The organism is Variovorax sp. RO1 (assembly GCF_002849325.1).
Taxonomy (GTDB): Bacteria; Pseudomonadota; Gammaproteobacteria; order Burkholderiales; family Burkholderiaceae_C; genus Variovorax.
The window spans coordinates 612,426-629,434 of record NZ_PKMT01000001.1 but is presented as its reverse complement, the minus strand read 5'-3'; the positions used below and the strand labels follow the sequence as shown (position 1 = coordinate 629,434).

The 17,009-nt window shown below is 66.3% G+C and carries 20 protein-coding genes and 1 tRNA gene; 12 read left to right on the top strand and 9 right to left on the bottom strand.

Translation table 11 applies throughout. The features are described from left to right. Window positions 1-76: 76 nt before the first annotated feature. Genes CY658_RS32650 through CY658_RS02890 form a run of 6 tightly spaced genes read right to left on the bottom strand, consistent with a single transcriptional unit; the run spans window position 77 to window position 2,420 of the window. Complete coding sequence (locus tag CY658_RS32650) at window positions 77-214, bottom strand: hypothetical protein (RefSeq protein ID WP_180838847.1); 138 nt, start codon at window positions 212-214, stop codon at window positions 77-79. A gap of 11 nt (window positions 215-225) precedes the next feature. Further along, window positions 226-477 carry a hypothetical protein gene (locus CY658_RS02905; RefSeq protein ID WP_101488778.1) on the bottom strand — a complete coding sequence of 84 codons (252 nt, stop codon included), beginning with the start codon at window positions 475-477 and terminating at the stop codon, window positions 226-228. Then, window positions 474-647: a hypothetical protein gene (locus CY658_RS32645; protein ID WP_180838846.1), complete on the bottom strand. Its 174-nt coding sequence runs from the start codon at window positions 645-647 to the stop codon at window positions 474-476. The genes CY658_RS02905 and CY658_RS32645 overlap by 4 nt, the downstream gene beginning before the upstream one ends. Next, window positions 644-877: a hypothetical protein gene (locus CY658_RS02900; protein WP_101488777.1), complete on the bottom strand. Its 234-nt coding sequence runs from the start codon at window positions 875-877 to the stop codon at window positions 644-646. The genes CY658_RS32645 and CY658_RS02900 overlap by 4 nt, the downstream gene beginning before the upstream one ends. Next, window positions 878-1,207: a hypothetical protein gene (locus tag CY658_RS02895; protein WP_101488776.1), complete on the bottom strand. Its 330-nt coding sequence runs from the start codon at window positions 1,205-1,207 to the stop codon at window positions 878-880. Window positions 1,208-1,235: 28 nt separating this feature from the next. Then, on the bottom strand, window positions 1,236-2,420 hold the full coding sequence (locus CY658_RS02890; RefSeq protein WP_101488775.1) for a replication initiation factor domain-containing protein: 1,185 nt from the start codon (window positions 2,418-2,420) through the stop codon (window positions 1,236-1,238). A 306-nt stretch (window positions 2,421-2,726) separates the two neighbouring features. Between CY658_RS02890 and CY658_RS02885 the strand changes: the two genes are divergently transcribed. The 5 genes from CY658_RS02885 to rapZ all read left to right on the top strand — a co-directional run bounded on the left by CY658_RS02885 (window position 2,727) and on the right by rapZ (window position 6,830). Then, complete coding sequence (locus tag CY658_RS02885; RefSeq protein WP_101488774.1) at window positions 2,727-2,924, top strand: hypothetical protein; 198 nt, start codon at window positions 2,727-2,729, stop codon at window positions 2,922-2,924. 143 nt (window positions 2,925-3,067) lie between these two features. Next, window positions 3,068-3,316, top strand: a complete 249-nt coding sequence (locus CY658_RS02880) for a hypothetical protein (protein WP_143713540.1) — start codon at window positions 3,068-3,070, stop codon at window positions 3,314-3,316. A 10-nt stretch (window positions 3,317-3,326) separates the two neighbouring features. Then, window positions 3,327-4,232, top strand: coding sequence for an NAD kinase (locus CY658_RS02875; protein ID WP_056573377.1), 906 nt, complete (start codon window positions 3,327-3,329; stop codon window positions 4,230-4,232). 37 nt (window positions 4,233-4,269) lie between these two features. Continuing rightward, window positions 4,270-5,952: a DNA repair protein RecN gene (recN, locus tag CY658_RS02870; protein ID WP_101488772.1), complete on the top strand. Its 1,683-nt coding sequence runs from the start codon at window positions 4,270-4,272 to the stop codon at window positions 5,950-5,952. A gap of 5 nt (window positions 5,953-5,957) precedes the next feature. After that, window positions 5,958-6,830, top strand: coding sequence for an RNase adapter RapZ (gene rapZ, locus CY658_RS02865; protein WP_101490195.1), 873 nt, complete (start codon window positions 5,958-5,960; stop codon window positions 6,828-6,830). Between the two features lie 16 nt (window positions 6,831-6,846). Here rapZ and mutY read toward each other — a convergent pair whose 3' ends face one another. From mutY to mutM, 3 genes are all read right to left on the bottom strand, one after another. Further along, on the bottom strand, window positions 6,847-7,881 hold the full coding sequence (gene mutY / locus CY658_RS02860) for an A/G-specific adenine glycosylase (protein ID WP_180838916.1): 1,035 nt from the start codon (window positions 7,879-7,881) through the stop codon (window positions 6,847-6,849). 40 nt (window positions 7,882-7,921) lie between these two features. After that, window positions 7,922-9,895, bottom strand: a complete 1,974-nt coding sequence (locus CY658_RS02855) for a dynamin family protein (RefSeq protein WP_101488771.1) — start codon at window positions 9,893-9,895, stop codon at window positions 7,922-7,924. 101 nt (window positions 9,896-9,996) lie between these two features. Next, window positions 9,997-10,812, bottom strand: coding sequence for a bifunctional DNA-formamidopyrimidine glycosylase/DNA-(apurinic or apyrimidinic site) lyase (mutM, locus tag CY658_RS02850; RefSeq protein WP_101488770.1), 816 nt, complete (start codon window positions 10,810-10,812; stop codon window positions 9,997-9,999). A 71-nt stretch (window positions 10,813-10,883) separates the two neighbouring features. Here mutM and CY658_RS02845 point away from each other — a divergent pair, with 71 nt between their 5' ends. From CY658_RS02845 to pth, 7 genes are all read left to right on the top strand, one after another. Further along, window positions 10,884-12,737 carry a tetratricopeptide repeat protein gene (locus CY658_RS02845; RefSeq protein ID WP_101490193.1) on the top strand — a complete coding sequence of 618 codons (1,854 nt, stop codon included), beginning with the start codon at window positions 10,884-10,886 and terminating at the stop codon, window positions 12,735-12,737. After that, on the top strand, window positions 12,738-13,283 hold the full coding sequence (locus CY658_RS02840; RefSeq protein WP_101488769.1) for a lipoprotein insertase outer membrane protein LolB: 546 nt from the start codon (window positions 12,738-12,740) through the stop codon (window positions 13,281-13,283). Then, complete coding sequence (ispE, locus tag CY658_RS02835; RefSeq protein ID WP_101488768.1) at window positions 13,280-14,161, top strand: 4-(cytidine 5'-diphospho)-2-C-methyl-D-erythritol kinase; 882 nt, start codon at window positions 13,280-13,282, stop codon at window positions 14,159-14,161. Before CY658_RS02840 ends, ispE begins: the two co-directional genes overlap by 4 nt. A gap of 71 nt (window positions 14,162-14,232) precedes the next feature. Then, window positions 14,233-14,309, top strand: a tRNA-Gln gene (locus CY658_RS02830). A gap of 142 nt (window positions 14,310-14,451) precedes the next feature. Then, the gene (locus CY658_RS02825) at window positions 14,452-15,426 is read left to right on the top strand and encodes a ribose-phosphate pyrophosphokinase (protein WP_056573402.1); all 975 of its coding nucleotides are present in this window, start codon (window positions 14,452-14,454) and stop codon (window positions 15,424-15,426) included. An 87-nt stretch (window positions 15,427-15,513) separates the two neighbouring features. Further along, entirely contained in the window at window positions 15,514-16,170 is a 657-nt protein-coding gene (locus CY658_RS02820) for a 50S ribosomal protein L25/general stress protein Ctc (RefSeq protein ID WP_101488767.1), read from the top strand. An 81-nt stretch (window positions 16,171-16,251) separates the two neighbouring features. After that, the gene (gene pth / locus CY658_RS02815; protein WP_101488766.1) at window positions 16,252-16,887 is read left to right on the top strand and encodes an aminoacyl-tRNA hydrolase; all 636 of its coding nucleotides are present in this window, start codon (window positions 16,252-16,254) and stop codon (window positions 16,885-16,887) included. The last annotated feature ends 122 nt before the right edge of the window (window positions 16,888-17,009 follow it).

Here is a 17,009-nt window from a genome sequence, read left to right as displayed (position 1 = left end):
CAGCAGACGCCGCAGAAGAAAGCGAGGAAGAGCCACATGGTGGAAATGCCCAGGCCCGAAGGCCCGGGCGAATGGCTTAGCCGCGGAAGAAGCCGAGCACCTTCTTCGCGCCATACGACGCGACCTTGGGGCCCATCATGATGACGGCGATGGCCAGGATGGCGACGCCAACGGTGCTCAGATCGATAGCGCCAGTGAGGGACGAGAAGTCCATGATTTTTTCCTTTACTTGAAGAAACGCAGCACCGCCCCAGCACCATACGAAAGCATGTAGGTACCGACCACGAGAGAAAAGCCCCACACCCAGGCGGTGCCAAAGTCGGCAGGCGAGGGGACTGTGAAACCCGACGCAATCGCGATCTCGGAGCCCGAGACCAGCAAGTACGAACAGGTCGAAAGGTCAGCGGGTTGAGCCGCTGTAATGGCGAGCGGCTTGGTGCCGTCCGCCAACGCTGGAAGCTCCTGCGCGCAGATCACGCCGAGTCCTTCCAGGTGATCTTCGGGACCGTGGAGTGGTCCCGACGCCTCGCTTTGAAGATGCGTTCACCACGCTGCGCGGCTCGCTCGACGGCGCCGCCCAACATCAGCAGCAACGCCGGGAGAGCCATAAAGACCACAACAAGGCAGAGGAACCCGAAGCCGGTCATCGCGTGCCCTCGGTGTAGTCGTTGGCAGTGCCGAGCCGATCAAGGTCTACGACAACCACGGGTTCGTCCATTTCGCTCCACTCATGCACGAGCTCAAGAGCGGTTTCAAAGTCGGTGACGACACCGCCACCAGCTTCACGAAGTTCGCGAACCCACTCCGGCGTGCCGTCCGTCGGTGACGGGCAGAGAAACCGGCCTGTGACTTTGGACTGCACGACGAAGCGGGGCATTTAGGCTGCTGCCTTCGCGGTCGGCTGGTGGGCACGCTCGACAGGCACGATGGCCTTGAGCGTGAGCTTTGCGCCGTCCTCGCGGGCAGCTTCCATTTCGAACGTCGCCTTTGCCTTAACCGGCAGCGAGCCGCCCAGGTGCGCCCACTTGTCGAATTCCTTCGCGTCGCCGAGCTTGAACGGACGCGTGACACGACCGATGGAGCGGCCTGCGCCGTTTTCCTTGAGGTCCACTTCACAGTGGAAGGTGCAGCTACTGAAGGCGCGGCCTTCGTATTCGCCCGCCGACTCTTTCACGGCGTGGACGATGACTTCCGATTGAAATTCCATGATGCTTTTCCTGTTGCCGTGGTTGCGGTCAAACGAAGGCGTGGCAAGCGCTTTCGACCGTTGAATCTTTCGCGAAGACCGACGCAAACGAGCGCATCAATTCGGACTCCGAAAACTTGCGCACGCGGCCAGGAAGGCGCGTTGCGACGGAGAACTCAAGAAAGTCTTCCTCGGGCATGAACTTGGCAAGCAAGGCCAGCGTGGGCGCGGCAGTCTCGCGAGCCCAGCGGACCACGCGAACGACTTCGGCACTGACGGTTTCGAGCGCAAGGCGGCCCGTGGTCTTCACTGCCTCGGGCTGGACGACTGCATCAGCTTTCGCAAGCTGGAGCGCATGCCAGTCGGATGCACCAGCGAAAAAGTCAGCAGGGCGGCGAAGCATTGCGGACTTCAACACCCGCAATTTGTTGCCGTAACGCAGTTCGATTCGGAGCCAGTTGGACCCTGAATCGGGGCCGAAAAGTTGATGGCCTTTTTCGTAGCAGTTGGTCTGCTTGCCAGCTTCCTTGGAGCCGAAATACAGGGACCGTTCGCGACCGTTGAGCCAGTCACCGACGCAGTTGGACTTGAGCCGCTTGCCGCCCGAGTCACACACGCCGGCTTGGTAGTCATTGACCCAGCCATCAAAGCCGCCTTCGACGCCATCGAAGAAGTCAAGGGCCAGATCGCAGCGCGTGATATCGGCATTGCGTTGGTCCACGATGGCGGCAATACGTTGGTTCCAGCCTTCGGTTGCGAACGTGCACGCAGAACCCCAAATGTTGGCGTGCATGGTGCGCGCCTGCGCTTGCTGGCGCGGGCTTTCGCTCGACGCGAGGAAGCCGACCCATCCGCACTCAATGCCGTTGCGCTCGATGGACCAGCGGCACCGGTAGAAGTCATGGCCCTTGCGCACATCGGACGCGACGACGAAGGAATCGCCCAGGGCTTTCGCGACTTCAACAGCGAGTTCCATCGCCTGCGCGGCTGGAAAGAAATCGGGGTCCGGAAGCTCCTGCAGTGCCTTGAGCACTTCGCGCTCACGCTCGATCCAGATGTTCGTGGTGCGCGGAAAAAGAATGTCCACGCTGGGCGTCGGCGCGTTGCGCAGCAGGCATGTGAAGCGGACCCAATCGATATGGACCGGCGTTTTGGAGGCAATGCGCTCGGCTTCCAGCCTGTACTTGATCTCGGAGCCGTCGAGGACGAGGGCGGACTTTGCGGGGCGGGTCATACGACCTCACCGACCATGCGGCAGCAATCCGGGAAACACTGAACGTGAAAGCAGTCACCAACAACATGGGCAGTGGTCGGTTCGAGAAAACCGTCAGCAATCGCCATTTCGACGGCTTCCCGGCCACCATCCAGCCAAGACGGCCGCGGTGTGACCGGTTGGAGGTTATCCCCGTGATTACCAACGGGGATGTTCGACACCGGCCCGGTGGCCGCGCAGGCGCGTCCCTCCGGGCCGGCACACGAAACGAGCGGCATCCAGTCGTTGAGCATCCCTGCCCCGGACTGGCCGTTACGATGGCCACCCATGACCGTCAACCCTCTGCTTTTCTGGGCCATCTGCGCGATGGCCGCCATCGGCTTTTTGCAAGCCGTTGCCACCGTGCTGAAACGCGAGCCGCCATCCAACTCGCTCTTCGAAAAACCGGTTGCGCCGGACGGCTTCGAATGGGTGTTGATGCGCGAATCGGAAGCAACTGAATTCCGAGCATCGGTGCAACGTTGAGACAAGGCGGCTCCTGTAAAACACCTTACAAGCTGTAAGGTGCCCCGAGGATGCCAACACACCTTACAGCCTGTCAAGTTTTTTCCTGACACCCTGTGATAAAACTGACAGCCTGTTAAGGAGAAACCACTATGCCAAGCACCATGCAACTGCTGCAGCGAGCCCTCAGCGTCCAAAGCCAAGCCCGCTGGGCCGACGCCCTGGACATCTCCGACGCGACACTCTCTCAAGCAAAAAAGCGCGGTCGCCTAAGCCCGACCATCGCGGGAAGCATTGCCAAACAACTAGGCGAGAATCCGACCGAGTGGATTGCCATAGCGGCCATCGAGGCGGAACCCGAATCCCCGGCGAAGAAGGCGCTCATGCGCGCACTCAACGTTGCCAAGTTGTAATTTGTTAGCTATGACCTCTCGCTTTCGTCACGTCGCCCTGATCGGCAAATACCAGGCTTCCGGCGCCCGGGCGCAAGCCGATGCGCGCGATGGCGTGATGGAGGGCATTGGCGCCTTCCTCGAATCGCAGGGTTGCACGGTGTTCGTGGAGCGTTCGTCCTGCGAGGACACCGATGCGCCCCCGCACCCGCGCTACCAGGCGCTGTCGGTCGAAGAAATCGGCCAGCGCTGCGACCTCGGCCTCGTGGTCGGCGGTGACGGCACCATGCTCGGCATCGGCCGGCAGCTCGCGTGCTACGGCATCCCGCTGATCGGCATCAACCGCGGCCGGCTCGGCTTCATCACCGACATCCCGCTCGACAACTACCAGGCCACGCTGATCCCGATGCTGGCCGGCGAATACGAAGAAGACCACCGCAGCCTGATGCACGCACAGGTGATCCGCGATGAGGCCGTGGTGTTCGACGCGCTTGCGATGAACGACGTGGTGGTCAACCGCGGCGCCACCTCGGGCATGGTCGAGATGCGCGTGTCGGTGGGCCGGCATTTCGTGGCCAACCAGCGTGCCGACGGGCTGATCATCGCGTCGCCCACGGGCTCGACGGCCTACGCGCTGTCGGCCGGCGGGCCGTTGCTGCATCCGGCGGTGCCGGGCTGGGTGATGGTGCCGATCGCGCCGCACACGCTGTCGAACCGCCCCGTGCTGCTGCCCGATGCCGACGAGATCGTGATCGAGCTGGTGAGCGGGCGCGACGCCAGCGCCAATTTCGACATGCAGTCGCTCGCCTCGCTCGCCATCGGCGACCGCGTGGTGGTGCGCCGCTCCGATTTCCGGGTGCGCTTCCTGCATCCGCGCGGCTGGAGCTACTTCGACACGCTGCGGAAAAAACTCCATTGGAACGAAGGGGGCTCCTGAATGAAGGACCATGCCCCCCGCTTGAGGACGAACTGAGATGGCTTTGCGACGCATCGCACTGCGCGACTTCGTGATCGTGCGGTCCCTTGAACTCGATCTGTCGGCCGGCTTCACGGTGCTGACCGGGGAAACCGGCGCCGGCAAGTCCATCCTGATCGACGCGCTGCAGCTGGCGCTGGGCAACCGCGCCGACGCCGGTGCCGTGCGCGAAGGCGCCGAACGGCTCGACGTGAGCGCCGAGTTCGACGCCGACCCGGCCCTCGCCGACTGGCTCGACGAAGGCGGCTTCGAGGTCGGCGACGGCCTGTTGCTGCGCCGCACGGTCGACCTGCAGGGACGCAGCCGCGGCTGGATCAACGGCAGCCCCGCCACCGCCACGCAACTGCGCGAACTCGGCGACCGCCTGCTCGACATCCACGGCCAGCACGCCTGGCAGAGCCTGACCCGCCCCGAGGCCGTGCGCGGCCTGCTCGACGCCTACGCGGGCGCGCGCACCGACGCGCTCGACGCGGCCTGGCACAGCTGGCGGCAGGCGCTTTCGGCGCTCGAGCACGCACGCTCGGCGCAAGACTCGCTGCAGCGCGAGCGCGAGCGGCTGCAGTGGCAGATCTCCGAAGTCGCGAAGCTGGCGCCAGGCGCCGACGAGTGGGACGAACTCTCGGCCCACCATTCGCGCATCTCGAACGCGCAGGCGCTCATCGACGCGGCCCAGGGCGCGAGCCAGGCGCTCGAAGACGACGACAACGGCGCCCTCGCCGCCCTCACCCGCGCCGCGACGCTGCTGCAGAACTGCGAGCACATCGAGCCCGAATTCCGCACATTGGGCGAGGTGCTGGCTTCCTGCGTGGCGCAGGCCTCGGACGCGGCCCACTCGCTGCACGGCTACCTGCGCGACACCGACACCGATCCAAAAACCCTCGCCGAACTCGACGAACGCATGGGCCTGTGGATGTCGCTCGCGCGCCGCTACAAGCGCACGCCGGCCGAGCTACCCGCGCTGCTGGCCGGCTGGCAGGCCGAGCTGCAGGCGCTCGACGCGCAAAGCGACCTCGAAGGTCTGGAGCGCGCCGAGCAGAGCACGCAGCAGGCCTACATGAAGGAAGCCAAGGCCCTCGGCAAGATCCGCAAGCAGGCCGCGCCACGTCTGGCCCAGGCCGTCACGCAGGCGATGCAGGGCCTGGGCATGCAAGGCGGGCGTTTCGACGTCGAGCTGCAGCCGCTGGCACAGCCCGGTCGCGCCGGCCTCGAAGAAATTTCGTTCCTGGTGGCCGGTCACGCCGGCAGCACGCCGCGCGCCATCGGCAAGGTGGCCTCGGGTGGCGAGCTCTCGCGCATCGCACTGGCCATCGCCGTGACGACCAGCGAGCTGGGCGCCGCGCAGACGCTGATCTTCGACGAGGTCGATGCCGGCGTCGGTGGTGCCGTCGCCGAGACCGTGGGCCGCCTCATGAAACAGCTCGGCCGCGACCGCCAGGTGCTCGCCGTGACCCATCTTCCGCAAGTGGCGGCCTGCGCCGACCACCACCTCGTGGTCGCCAAGCGCCAGACAACGGCGGCCGGCACGGACGGCCCGCGCACCGAAAGCGGCGTGTCGCGCCTGGCGGCCGACGACCGAGCCCGCGAAATCGCCCGCATGCTCGGCGGCGAAAAGGTGTCGGCCACCTCGCTGGCCCACGCGCGCGAAATGCTCGGCCACAAGACGCCGGCGACCGCCCCATGACGACCATGGATCTCGACCTCGTCCTCATCACCGGCATGTCGGGCTCCGGCAAGTCGGTGGCGCTTCACGCGCTGGAAGACGCCGGCTACTACTGCGTCGACAACCTGCCACCCGAGCTGCTCACGGCCTTCATCGCGCTGCAGCACGAACAGCAGGCCACGCGCGTAGCGATCGCGATGGACGTGCGCAGCGGCGTGTCGCTGCCGATCGTGCCGCAGCAGCTCGAAGCACTGCGCGCCGACGGCGTCTCGCTGCGCTCGCTGTTCCTCGACGCGACCACCGATGCGCTGCTGCGCCGTTATTCGGAAACGCGCCGGCGCCACCCACTCTCGCGCCAGGAAAGCCGCACCGACGTGCCCGAGCAGCACCGCGTGCTGGTGCAGGCCATCGAACTCGAACGCGAGCTGCTGGCTGACCTGCGCGACGGCGCCGACGTGATCGACACCAGCCTCATCCGCCCCGCGCAGCTCCAGAGCTACATCAAGGGGCTGATCTCGGCACCGCAGAACGCGCTGACGCTGGTGTTCGAATCGTTCGCCTTCAAGCGCGGGGTGCCGCTCGATGCCGACTACGTGTTCGACGTGCGCATGCTGCCCAACCCGCACTACGTGCCGGCGCTGCGCGCGCTGACGGGCCGCGACGAACCGGTGATCGAATGGCTGCGCGAGCACGACGACGTGGCGCGCATGTTCGACGACATCGAGCAGTTCCTGACGCACTGGCTCGACGCGCTGGCGCGCGACCATCGCAGCTACGTGACGGTGGCCATCGGCTGCACGGGCGGGCAGCACCGATCGGTGTTCCTGGTCGAGCAGTTGGCGCGTGCCTTCGGTGCCCGCTGGGGCGCGCTCAAACGCCACCGCGAACTCGACGCCTGACGACGACGAAGGCCGTTCAGGCCTCGGCGGCTTCCAGCAACTTGCGCATCGGGGCGGGCAGCCCCAGCCGGCTCCACTCCTGCGCCTCGACCCAGCGCGCGCCCTCGCCTTGCGGCTGGACGCCCTGCAACAGCACCGGATGCAGGTGCAGGTCTTTGTGGGTCAGCACGTGCACGAAGGGCGGCAGCTCTTGCATGTCATGCGCGGCGCCCGATGGCAGGGCTGCGAGCAGATCGTCGTGGCTGTCGAACACCGGCAGGCAATGCAGCCCCGCCCAGATGCCTTTCGCCGGTCGCTTCTCCAGCCACACCCGACCTTGGGCGTCACGCGCCAGCAGCACCCACAGCGACTGAGCGCTGCGCTTGAGCTTGCGCGTCTTCACCGGATAGCGCTCCGGCGCGCCTTGGCGCAAACCCACGCAGATGGCGTTCACCGGACAAATCATGCAACTGGGCTTGCGCGGCAGGCAGACCGTGGCGCCCAGGTCCATCAGGCCCTGCGTGTAGTGCGCCACCGCCTCGCGCTGGCCGTCCGGCGGCAGCAACTGCGTGGCGAGGTCCCACAGCGCGCGCTCCTGCGCCGACGACGACATGTCGCCGTCGAAACCGAGCACGCGCGTCAGCACGCGCTTCACGTTGCCATCGAGGATGGCCACGCGCTCGCCGAAACAGAAAGCTGCAATCGCCGCAGCCGTGGAGCGCCCGATGCCGGGCAAAGTCACGAGCTCGGCGGCGGTGTGCGGAAAGGCGCCACCGAAGCGCGCGACCACCTCCTGCGCGCAGCGGTGCATGTTGCGCGCGCGGCTGTAGTAGCCCAGCCCGCTCCACAGGCCGAACACCTCGTCCTCGGTGCCGGCGGCCAGCGCCGCCACGTCGGGGAAGCGCTCGAGAAAACGCGCGAAGTAGCCGAGCACGGTCGTGACCTGGGTCTGCTGGAGCATCACCTCCGAAAGCCAGACGCGGTACGGATCGCGCGTGTTCTGCCACGGCAGTTCGCTGCGCCCGTGGCTGCGCTGCCAGCGCACGATCTGTGCGGCGAAATCCGGGGGCAGCGACAGGGATGGGGAGACGGCCGCCCGCGCGGCGGCGCGCTCAGGCCGCACGCAGTTGCTCGTCCGCGATGGCGGCGGCCGCGGCAGGCGGCTGGCTGCCGTGCTGCGCGATCAGCGAGGTGAACTCGTGCAGCCGTTCCTGCAGCGCGGCCAGGTGGCTCTCTTGCGCGGCGATCTCGGCCAACCGGTCGTCAAGGCTGCCTGCGGCGTTCTGGATGCGTTCGATCGCCTCGATGCGCTTGCTGAAATTGCGGCGGCGCTCCTTGAGCTGCGCATCGATCTGCGCGCTCGCGCCCTTGCTCCAGCGCTCGACCTCGGTCATGGCGGCTTCATTGACGAGCCGCAACCGGCTGGCCAGCGCACGCACGAGCTTGTCGCAGAAGTCAGCCTGCGCGAGCTTGATCAGGTTGCCCACGCCCAGGTAGTGGATGTGGCTGCGCTCGATCTGGCCCAGCTCCTGCTCGAAGCCGCTCAGGTCGGGCTCGGCCGGCGCCTGCAGCGTGAAGCCCTGCTCGGCGTTGAGCTGGCGGAAGGTGGCGTGCAGCATCGACTGGATCTCGGCCGTCGTCGCTTGCACTTCGCGCAGGTTGTTGCGCAGCGCATCGAAGGTTTCGCCGTACACCTTGCGCACGTTGAACTTGACGCCGGGGCGCTTGAGCGCCGCGGCCAGCTTGACCATGTCGGCCTTGAGCGCCGTGCGCCCGAGCACCGCGTACACCTCGCGCAGCAGCTTGCCCTGCACCGAGCGCAGCGCCAGGATGCGGGTGTTGCTGCCCTCGAATTCGGCGTGTTCCTGGTCGATGCGCGCGCGCATGTGGCGGATGACCGACACGTTCTTGCCGCGCAGGCCCTGCAGTTCCAGCGCCTGTTCCGACAGGTCGCGCTGGCGCACCTTCAGCAGGCGCTCGGCCTCGGTGCGCAGCGCGGTCATGCCGGCATCGACGGCGAGCCGCAGCATGGTCTCGCGCTTGCCGAGCACGCCTTCGCCGAGCAACACTTCGAGCGCCGGCAGCCGGCTGGCCTCGAGCAGGGCCGCGTCATGGCCGATTTTGGCCTGCAAGCCCTTCTGTGCGGAGACCGGCAACACCTGCGCCAACGGCACTTCGAGCAGCCGGGCGGCGCCTTCGCGCTGCCGCTCGATCTGCTGCGCGATCTGCGTCGGGGTGCTCAGCGTGTCCCACAGCGTGTCGATCTTGTTGAGCACCACGAAGCGCGTGTCGTGGCTTTCGTCGCCGGTGATCAGGTGCTCGCGCCAGATCGACAGGTCGGAGCGCGTCACGCCGGTTTCGGCGCCCAGGATGAAGACGACGGCATGCGCTTGCGGGATCAGGCTCACGGTGAGTTCGGGCTCGGCACCGATCGCGTTCAGGCCGGGCGTGTCGAGGATCACGAGCCCCTGCTCCAGCAGCGGGTGCGGCATGTTCAGCACCGCATGGCGCCAGCGCGGAATTTCGACGCGGCCTTCGGCGTCCTGCACCGGGTTGTCGTCGGGCGTCTCGGGGTTCCAGAAACCGAGCGCGCGGGCTTCGTCCTTGCTCACCCAGCGGACTTCGGCCACCTTGCCCATGGCCTGGGCCAGCTGCTCGGCGTCGTCCACGTCGATGGGCAGCTCGGTCCAGCGCGTAGGTCGCTCGCGCCAGTGGGTGAGCGAATGCGGCTCCAGGCGGGTTTCGATGGGCAGCAGGCGCAGCTTGGGCGCCAGTGCGGCGTCGTAGCCCAGCTCGGTCGGGCACATCGTGGTGCGCCCGGCGCTGGCCGGCATGATCCGCCGCCCGTAGCTGGCAAAGAAGATCGCGTTGATCAGCTCCGACTTGCCGCGCGAGAACTCGGCCACGAAGGCCACCATGACCTTGCTGGTGCGGATCTGGTCTTCGAGTGCGCGCAGCCGTTCGGCCACGGCCTGGTCGAGCAGCTCGTTGTCGGTCAGCCAACGGGACAGCCACTGAAGGCGGCGGGCGAAGTTGCTCCGCCAGGCGCCGTGCTGATCGAGCTGTTGGTTGAAAGAGCGGCTCAAGGGGAAGATGTAAGTAAGAATTTACAAATATAACATCGCCGAATGGCGAACGGGGTACCTATAAGAGTTTGCCCCGAAGCAACGCCGCGGAGCCAGCCTTCCTATGATTTCTGGCAATGGGGGCAGTAATAAGTGGAGCGCTGCCCCTGTTTCACTTGCCGGATCGGCGTACCGCACACCCGGCACGGCTCGCCCGCGCGGCCGTAGACGGTCGCTTCGAGCTGGAAGTAGCCGTTCTGCCCGTCCACGTTCGAGAAGTCGCGCAGGGTGCTGCCGCCCTTCTCCACCGCCCGCGCCAAAATCTCGCGCACCGCCGCATGCAGCTTCGCCGCGCGCGGCCGGCTGATGCGCGCCGCTGACAAGGTCGGGCGGATGCCCGCCATGAACAGCGCCTCCGACGCGTAGATGTTACCGACACCCACCACCACGTCGCCCGCGAGCAGCACCTGCTTGATGGCCGTGCGGCGTTTCTTCAGCCCCGCATGGAAGGCGTCGAGATCGAAGGCGTCGCCCAGCGGCTCCATGCCCAGCCCGCCGAGCAGCTTGAGCGCCCAGGGCGCCTCTTCGTCGTCCACATAGACCACGGCGCCGAAGCGGCGCGGGTCGTTGAGACGCAGGGTGCCGAGTTCGGTGACGAGGTCGAAGTGGTCGTGCACGCCGGGCTCCGGCAGGTGGATGTCGAAACGCAGGCTGCCCGACATGCCCAGATGCAACAGCAACAGCCCGCGGTCCAGGTCGATCAGCAGGTACTTGCCACGGCGGCGCACTTCGCGCACGCGGCGTCCGACCAGCGCCTGCGGCACCACCATCAGCGCCCAGCGCAGCGGCTTGCCGATGCGCACGGACTCGATGCGCGCGCCGGCGATGCGGTCGGCAAAGCCGCGCCGGGTGACTTCGACTTCGGGTAGTTCAGGCATGAAAAGTAAAACTCCGGCAGCGACGAAGCCCCATGCGGCGCTCGTTCAAATGGCTGGATTATTATGGTCAGATGAACCCATCGCCCCGCCGTCACCGCCTTGCGGCGGCCGCGTCTCTCGTGCTGCTTGCCTACGCAACGCAGGCCCAGTCTCTTGAACCCACCGCCGCCGGCAACCCGGCTCCCGCCATCGAGCGCACGGCGCCGCCGAAGCCGCCGGTGCGACCCCGGGCCACCACGGCCGCCAAGCCGGCCGCCGAGGCCGCACAGCCGTCGGCGCTGACGGCCGACCTGTTCTACGAAATCCTCATGGGCGAGATCACCGCCCGTTCCGGCGACCCCGGCTCCGGCTATTCGCTGGTGCTCGACGCCGCCCGGCGCCTGCGCGACGGCAAGCTGTTCCAGCGCGCGGTCGAAATTGCGCTGCAGTCGCGCTCCGGCGACGCCGCGATCTCCGCGGCGCGCGCCTGGCAGGAAGCGCTGCCCAATTCGCGCGATGCACGGCGCATCGAGCTGCAGATTTTGATCGCGCTGAACCGCATCAGCGAAACCGTCGATCCGCTGCGCGCCGAAGTGGCGGCCACCTCGCAGATCGAACGTCCCCTGCTGATGGCGGTGATCGCGCGCACCTACGGCCGCGCCGCCGACAAGAAGCTCGCCGTCTCGGTGGTCGAGCAGGCGCTGGTCGACGAACTCAAGAGCCCGACGACCGGCGGACTGGCCTGGGCCACCGTGGGCCGACTGCGCCTGAACGCCGGCGACCCTTCGGGCGCGCTGGACGCCGCGCGCAAGGGGCAGGCGATCGATCCGGCGTCCGAGGCGCCCTCGGCGCTGGCGCTCGAGCTCATCGACCCGGGCCAGCCACTGGCCGAGCCGATCGTCACGCGCTACCTCGCCAACAACCCCAAGGCCTCGCCCGACCTGCGCATCGCCTATGCACGCACGCTGGTCGAGAACCGCCGCTTCAGCGACGCCACCGCACAGCTCCAGACGCTGACCACGGCGCGCCCCGAACTGGCAGAGCCCTGGCTGCTGCTCGGCAGCCTGCAGATGCAGGCCCGCCAGGAAGCGGCGGCCGAAAGCTCGCTCAAGCGCTACGTCGACCTGATGACCGCCCCGGGCCAAAGCCAGGACGCCGGTGACGTCGCCGACCGCAAGCGCGGGCTGACGCAGGCGTATCTCGTGCTCTCGCAGCTGGCCGAACGGCGCAAGGACTTCCAGGCCGCCGACCGCTGGGTCTCGCGCATCGACAGTTCCGACAACCAGAGCGCCATCCAGGGCCGCCGCGCCAGCCTGCTCGCCAAGCAAGGCAAGCTGCCCCAGGCCCGCGAACTGCTGCGCGCACTGCCCGAGCGCACGGCGGACGAGCGCAAGCAGAAACTGCTCGCCGAAGCCCAGCTGCTGCGCGAAGCCAAGCAATACCAGGCCGCCTACGACCTGCTGGCCCAGGCCTCGGCCGCCGCGCCGGACGACGGCGACCTCGTCTACGACCAGGCCATGATGGCCGAGAAGCTCAACCGCCTGGACGACATGGAGCGGCTGCTGCGCCGCCTGATGACGCTCAAGCCCGAGAGCCAGAACGCCTACAACGCGCTGGGCTACTCGTTTGCCGAGCGCAAGATCCGGCTCGACGAGGCCCGCACGCTCATCCAGAAGGCGGTGCAGCTCGCGCCCGAAGACCCGTTCATCGCCGACAGCCTGGGCTGGGTCGAGTTCCGGCTCGGCAACACGGCGGAGGCGATCCGCATCCTCGAGGCGGCCTACAAGACGCGGCCTGACCCCGAGATCGGCGCGCATTTCGGTGAAGTGCTGTGGTCGGCCGGCCAGAAGGACCGTGCCGTCGCGATCTGGAAAGAATCGCTGCTGACGGACGCCGAAAACGAGACGCTGCAGGAAACCCTCAAGCGCCTGCGCGTCAAACCCTGAATGGCATCGATCACGCACACGGCTCCCGCGCGGGGCGACAACGCCTTCACCCGCCGCGCGGCGCTCGGCGCGGGCGGCGGTGCATTGCTGCTGTGGCTGACGGGCTGCGCCCAGCTCTCGGGCGGCCCCGCTGCCGCTCCCGGGCGTTCGGCCAGCTGGAGCGGCCGCATGTCGCTGCGCATCGACAGCGAACCCGTCCAGACTTTCGCCGCCCTGTTCGAGCTGCGCGGCTCGGCCGAAACCGGCGACCTGACACTGACCACGCCCATCGGCAGCACGCTCGCGCAACTGCATTGGGCACCGGGTGAAGCCCTGCTGAAGAACGGCAGCGACACCCGCCGCTACGACTCCGTCGATGCGCTGATCGAAGCCGCCACGGGCGCCGCCATTCCGGTCGGCGCGCTGTTCGGCTGGCTCGACGGCCGCGCCGACCCCGTGCCCGGCTGGCGCGCCGACCTGGGCCAACTGTCGAACGGCAGGCTGCAGGCCACGCGCGAATCCCCCGCGCCCCGAGCCGACCTGCGCATCGTCTTCGAACGCTCATGAAGGCGATCTACGACCTGCCTGCGCCGGCCAAGCTGAACCTGTTCCTGCACATCACCGGGCGGCGCGACGACGGCTATCACCTGCTGCAGTCGGTCTTCATGCTGATCGACTGGTGCGACACGCTGCACGTCGAGCTGCGCAACGATGGCCAACTGAGCCGCGAAGACCTCACCACGCCGCTGCCGGCCGACGACCTCGTGCTGCGCGCCGCCCGCGCGCTGCAGGCGCACGCCGCGCCCGGTCAGGGCGCGCACATCGGCATCGCCAAGCATGTGCCGGCGCAGGCGGGCATGGGGGGTGGCTCGTCGGACGCGGCCACCTGCCTGCTCGCACTCAATCGCCTCTGGAACCTGAACCTGCCGCTGTCGCGCCTGGCGCAGATCGGGTTGAAGCTCGGTGCGGACGTCCCTTTCTTTCTCGGTGGACGCAACGCCTGGGTCGAGGGCATCGGCGAAGAAATCACACCGGTAAACTTGCCGCCAGCGCGCTTCGTGGTGGCCAAGCCACCCGAGGGACTCGATACCCGACTAATTTTTTCTGCGGATGATCTGGAACGGGCAACTCCTGTTGCTATAATCTCAGGCTTTGCTGCAGATAGCGAACAGCTAGAAGCCACAAACCTCGGCAACGGGGTTTACGACTTCGGTCACAACGACCTGCAGCCGGTTGCCCAACGGCTTTGCCCCGCAGTCACCGACGCCATCGAATGGCTCGGACTGCAAGGATTCAAGGCCCGGATGACCGGCTCCGGAAGTTCGGTGTTCGCGAAAATTCAGCAATCGCCGCAGGAAGCGGAACTGCTCGAAGCCCCCCGGGGATGGCAGGTTCGACAATGCGACAATCTGGCGGTTCATCCACTCTGGGGATGGGCAGCCTGAAGAGATAATCGGAACGCTCTGCGGTTCGATGCGACATATAACGGTGGGTGGTGCAAACCATCAACCTGTGTAGGGGAGTCGCCAAGCTGGTTAAGGCACTGGATTTTGATTCCAGCATGCAAAGGTTCGAATCCTTTCTCCCCTGCCAAATCTCTCAAACTGCGGCCTGATGGCCGCAGTGCTTCTTTTGCAGTCCACCGGCTGCAATAATCGGCAGCCCACACAGGCCGCCACGACTCGAAACCTTTGGCGGCTTTCCCGCAAGCCCTTTGCACTGCCCGGACGCGCTCATGCAGGCCAATCAACCTGACTTCTTGGTTTTCACCGGCAACGCCAATCCCGGCCTTGCTGCAGAAATCGCGCAAAACCTCGGCACTTCGCTGGGCGCCGCACGCGTCGGTCGCTTCTCCGACGGTGAAGTCACCGTCGAGATCAACCAGAACGTTCGTGCACGCGACGTGTTCGTGGTGCAGTCGACCTGCGCACCGACCAATGAAAACCTGATGGAACTGCTGATCATGGTCGACGCGCTCAAGCGCGCTTCGGCCGAACGGATCAGCGCCGTCATCCCCTACTTCGGCTACGCCCGCCAGGACCGCCGCCCGCGCTCGAGCCGCGTGCCGATCTCGGCCAAGGTGGTCGCCAACCTGCTGGAAACCGTCGGCGTCGAGCGCGTGCTCACGATGGACCTGCATGCCGACCAGATCCAGGGCTTCTTCGACATTCCGGTCGACAACATCTACGCGTCGCCCGTGCTGCTGGGCGACCTGCGCCAGAAGAACTACGAAGACCTGATCGTGGTCTCGCCCGACGTCGGCGGCGTGGTTCGTGCCCGTGCACTGGCCAAGCAACTGAACTGCGACCTCGCCATCATCGACAAGCGCCGTCCGAAGGCCAATGTCAGCGAAGTCATGAACGTGATCGGCGAGATCGACGGCCGCAACTGCGTGATCATGGACGACATGATCGACACGGCAGGCACGCTGGTCAAAGCGGCCGAAGTGCTGAAAGAGCGCGGCGCCAAGAGCGTGTACGCCTACTGCACGCACCCGATCTTCTCGGGCCCGGCCATCGAACGCCTCTCGAAGGGCGCCGCCCTCGACGAAGTGGTCGTGACCAACACCATTCCTCTTTCCGACGCGGCCGTCGCGTGCGGAAAGATCCGCCAGCTCTCCGTGGCACCGCTGATCGCCGAAACGATCCAGCGCATTGCCAAGGGCGAGTCGGTGATGAGTTTGTTCTCGGACCAGGACAACCTGTTCTGACCTGAGAGCGAAAAAAGCGGGCCTCCTTCGGAGGCCTTTTTGAATCGGAGTCTCACTGGTCGCGGTGGACTCTCACAGGAGCTAGTTATGAAATTCGTCGCTTATGAGCGCGCAAAGCAGGGCACGGGTGCGAGCCGCCGTCTCCGCATCACGGGCAAGACCCCGGGCATCGTCTACGGTGGTGACACCCAGCCGCAACTGATCGAAGTCGATCACAACGCGCTGTGGCACGCCCTGAAGAAGGAAGCCTTCCACTCGTCGATCCTCGAAATGGACCTCGCCGGCGCCGTCACCAAGGTGCTGCTGCGCGACGTGCAATACCACCCGTTCCGCCAGCTGGTGCAACACATCGACTTCCAACGCGTCGATGCCAAGACCCGCATGAACATGAAGGTGCCGCTTCACTTCAAGGGTGAAGAAGAGTCCGACGCCGTCAAGCTGGATCACAACCTCGTGAACCACGTGATGACCGAGCTGGAAATCAACTGCCTGCCGAGCGATCTGCCTGAATTCCTCGAGATCGATCTCTCGGGCCTGAAGAAGAACGCCACGCTGCACGTCAACGACATCAAGCTGCCCAAGGGCGTGAAGTTCGTGAGCCACGGCAAGACCAACCCCGTCATCGTGTCGGCCGTGCCGCCGCTGGTGTCGGAAGAGCCGGCACCAGCTGCCGAAGGCGCTGCTGCCGAAGGCGCTGCTGCTGCCGCTGGCAAGCCCGCCGCCAAGACGGCCAAGAAGAAGTAATCCTCTTTCTTTCCGTCCGCGAACAGAAGGCCCGCCTCGTGCGGGCCTTTTGCTTTGTGGGGCGGCGAGATAATTCCCACCATGATCAAGCTGTTTGTCGGCCTCGGAAACCCGGGCCCTGAATACGAAGCCACGCGCCACAACGCCGGCTTCTGGTGGATCGACGCCCTCGCGCGCGACTGGAAGCTCAACCTCGTGCCCGAGCGCGGCTACCACGGCCTCGCGGCACGCGCGAACATCGGCGGCCAGAGCATCTGGCTGCTGGAGCCGCAGACCTTCATGAACCTGTCGGGCAAGTCGGTGGCCTCGCTGGCGCGCTTCTTCAAGATCGCCCCCGAAGAAATCCTCGTGGTGCACGACGAACTCGACGTGGTGCCCGGCCAGGCCAAGCTCAAGTTCGGCGGTAGCCATGCGGGCCACAACGGCCTGCGCGACATCCACGCCCAGCTCGGCACCGGCGACTACTGGCGCCTGCGGCTGGGCATCGGCCATCCCGGCGTGAAGTCGGAGGTCGTCAACTGGGTGCTCAAGAAGCCGCTCAAGGAACAACGTGAAGCGATCGAAGACGCCATCGTGCGCACCTTGCATGCCGCCCCCGCCCTGGTGGCCGGCGAGATGGAAAAGGCCACGCTGATGATTCACACGAGCAAACCGCCGCGGCCCAAGCCGCCGAGGCGGGAGCCCGGCGACGGAGGCACGACGCCTGCCGCCACCTAGCCGGCCACGGGAGTGCAGGGAGGGAGAGAACTAAAAATGAGAAGAAGAACGACGAAGAACAAGAAGACGGAAGAAGCCGCAACAAAGACGGCAACCAACCGGGTGATGGCTGTTTTTGCGAT

Excerpts from the sequence above, each read along its gene's own strand:
- CY658_RS02885 (WP_101488774.1), top strand. The coding sequence starts at position 2,727 with ATGACCGTCAACCCTCTGCTTTTCTGGGCCATCTGCGCGATGGCCGCC.
- CY658_RS02820 (WP_101488767.1), top strand. The coding sequence starts at position 15,514 with ATGAAATTCGTCGCTTATGAGCGCGCAAAGCAGGGCACGGGTGCGAGC.
- CY658_RS32645 (WP_180838846.1), bottom strand. The coding sequence starts at position 647 with ATGACCGGCTTCGGGTTCCTCTGCCTTGTTGTGGTCTTTATGGCTCTC.
- CY658_RS02845 (WP_101490193.1), top strand. The coding sequence starts at position 10,884 with ATGAACCCATCGCCCCGCCGTCACCGCCTTGCGGCGGCCGCGTCTCTC.
- CY658_RS02900 (WP_101488777.1), bottom strand. The coding sequence starts at position 877 with ATGCCCCGCTTCGTCGTGCAGTCCAAAGTCACAGGCCGGTTTCTCTGC.
- CY658_RS02875 (WP_056573377.1), top strand. The coding sequence starts at position 3,327 with ATGACCTCTCGCTTTCGTCACGTCGCCCTGATCGGCAAATACCAGGCT.
- pth (WP_101488766.1), top strand. The coding sequence starts at position 16,252 with ATGATCAAGCTGTTTGTCGGCCTCGGAAACCCGGGCCCTGAATACGAA.
- recN (WP_101488772.1), top strand. The coding sequence starts at position 4,270 with ATGGCTTTGCGACGCATCGCACTGCGCGACTTCGTGATCGTGCGGTCC.
- CY658_RS02890 (WP_101488775.1), bottom strand. The coding sequence starts at position 2,420 with ATGACCCGCCCCGCAAAGTCCGCCCTCGTCCTCGACGGCTCCGAGATC.
- mutM (WP_101488770.1), bottom strand. The coding sequence starts at position 10,812 with ATGCCTGAACTACCCGAAGTCGAAGTCACCCGGCGCGGCTTTGCCGAC.
- CY658_RS32650 (WP_180838847.1), bottom strand. The coding sequence starts at position 214 with ATGGACTTCTCGTCCCTCACTGGCGCTATCGATCTGAGCACCGTTGGC.
- CY658_RS02825 (WP_056573402.1), top strand. The coding sequence starts at position 14,452 with ATGCAGGCCAATCAACCTGACTTCTTGGTTTTCACCGGCAACGCCAAT.
- CY658_RS02840 (WP_101488769.1), top strand. The coding sequence starts at position 12,738 with ATGGCATCGATCACGCACACGGCTCCCGCGCGGGGCGACAACGCCTTC.
- rapZ (WP_101490195.1), top strand. The coding sequence starts at position 5,958 with ATGGATCTCGACCTCGTCCTCATCACCGGCATGTCGGGCTCCGGCAAG.
- ispE (WP_101488768.1), top strand. The coding sequence starts at position 13,280 with ATGAAGGCGATCTACGACCTGCCTGCGCCGGCCAAGCTGAACCTGTTC.
- CY658_RS02895 (WP_101488776.1), bottom strand. The coding sequence starts at position 1,207 with ATGGAATTTCAATCGGAAGTCATCGTCCACGCCGTGAAAGAGTCGGCG.
- CY658_RS02880 (WP_143713540.1), top strand. The coding sequence starts at position 3,068 with ATGCAACTGCTGCAGCGAGCCCTCAGCGTCCAAAGCCAAGCCCGCTGG.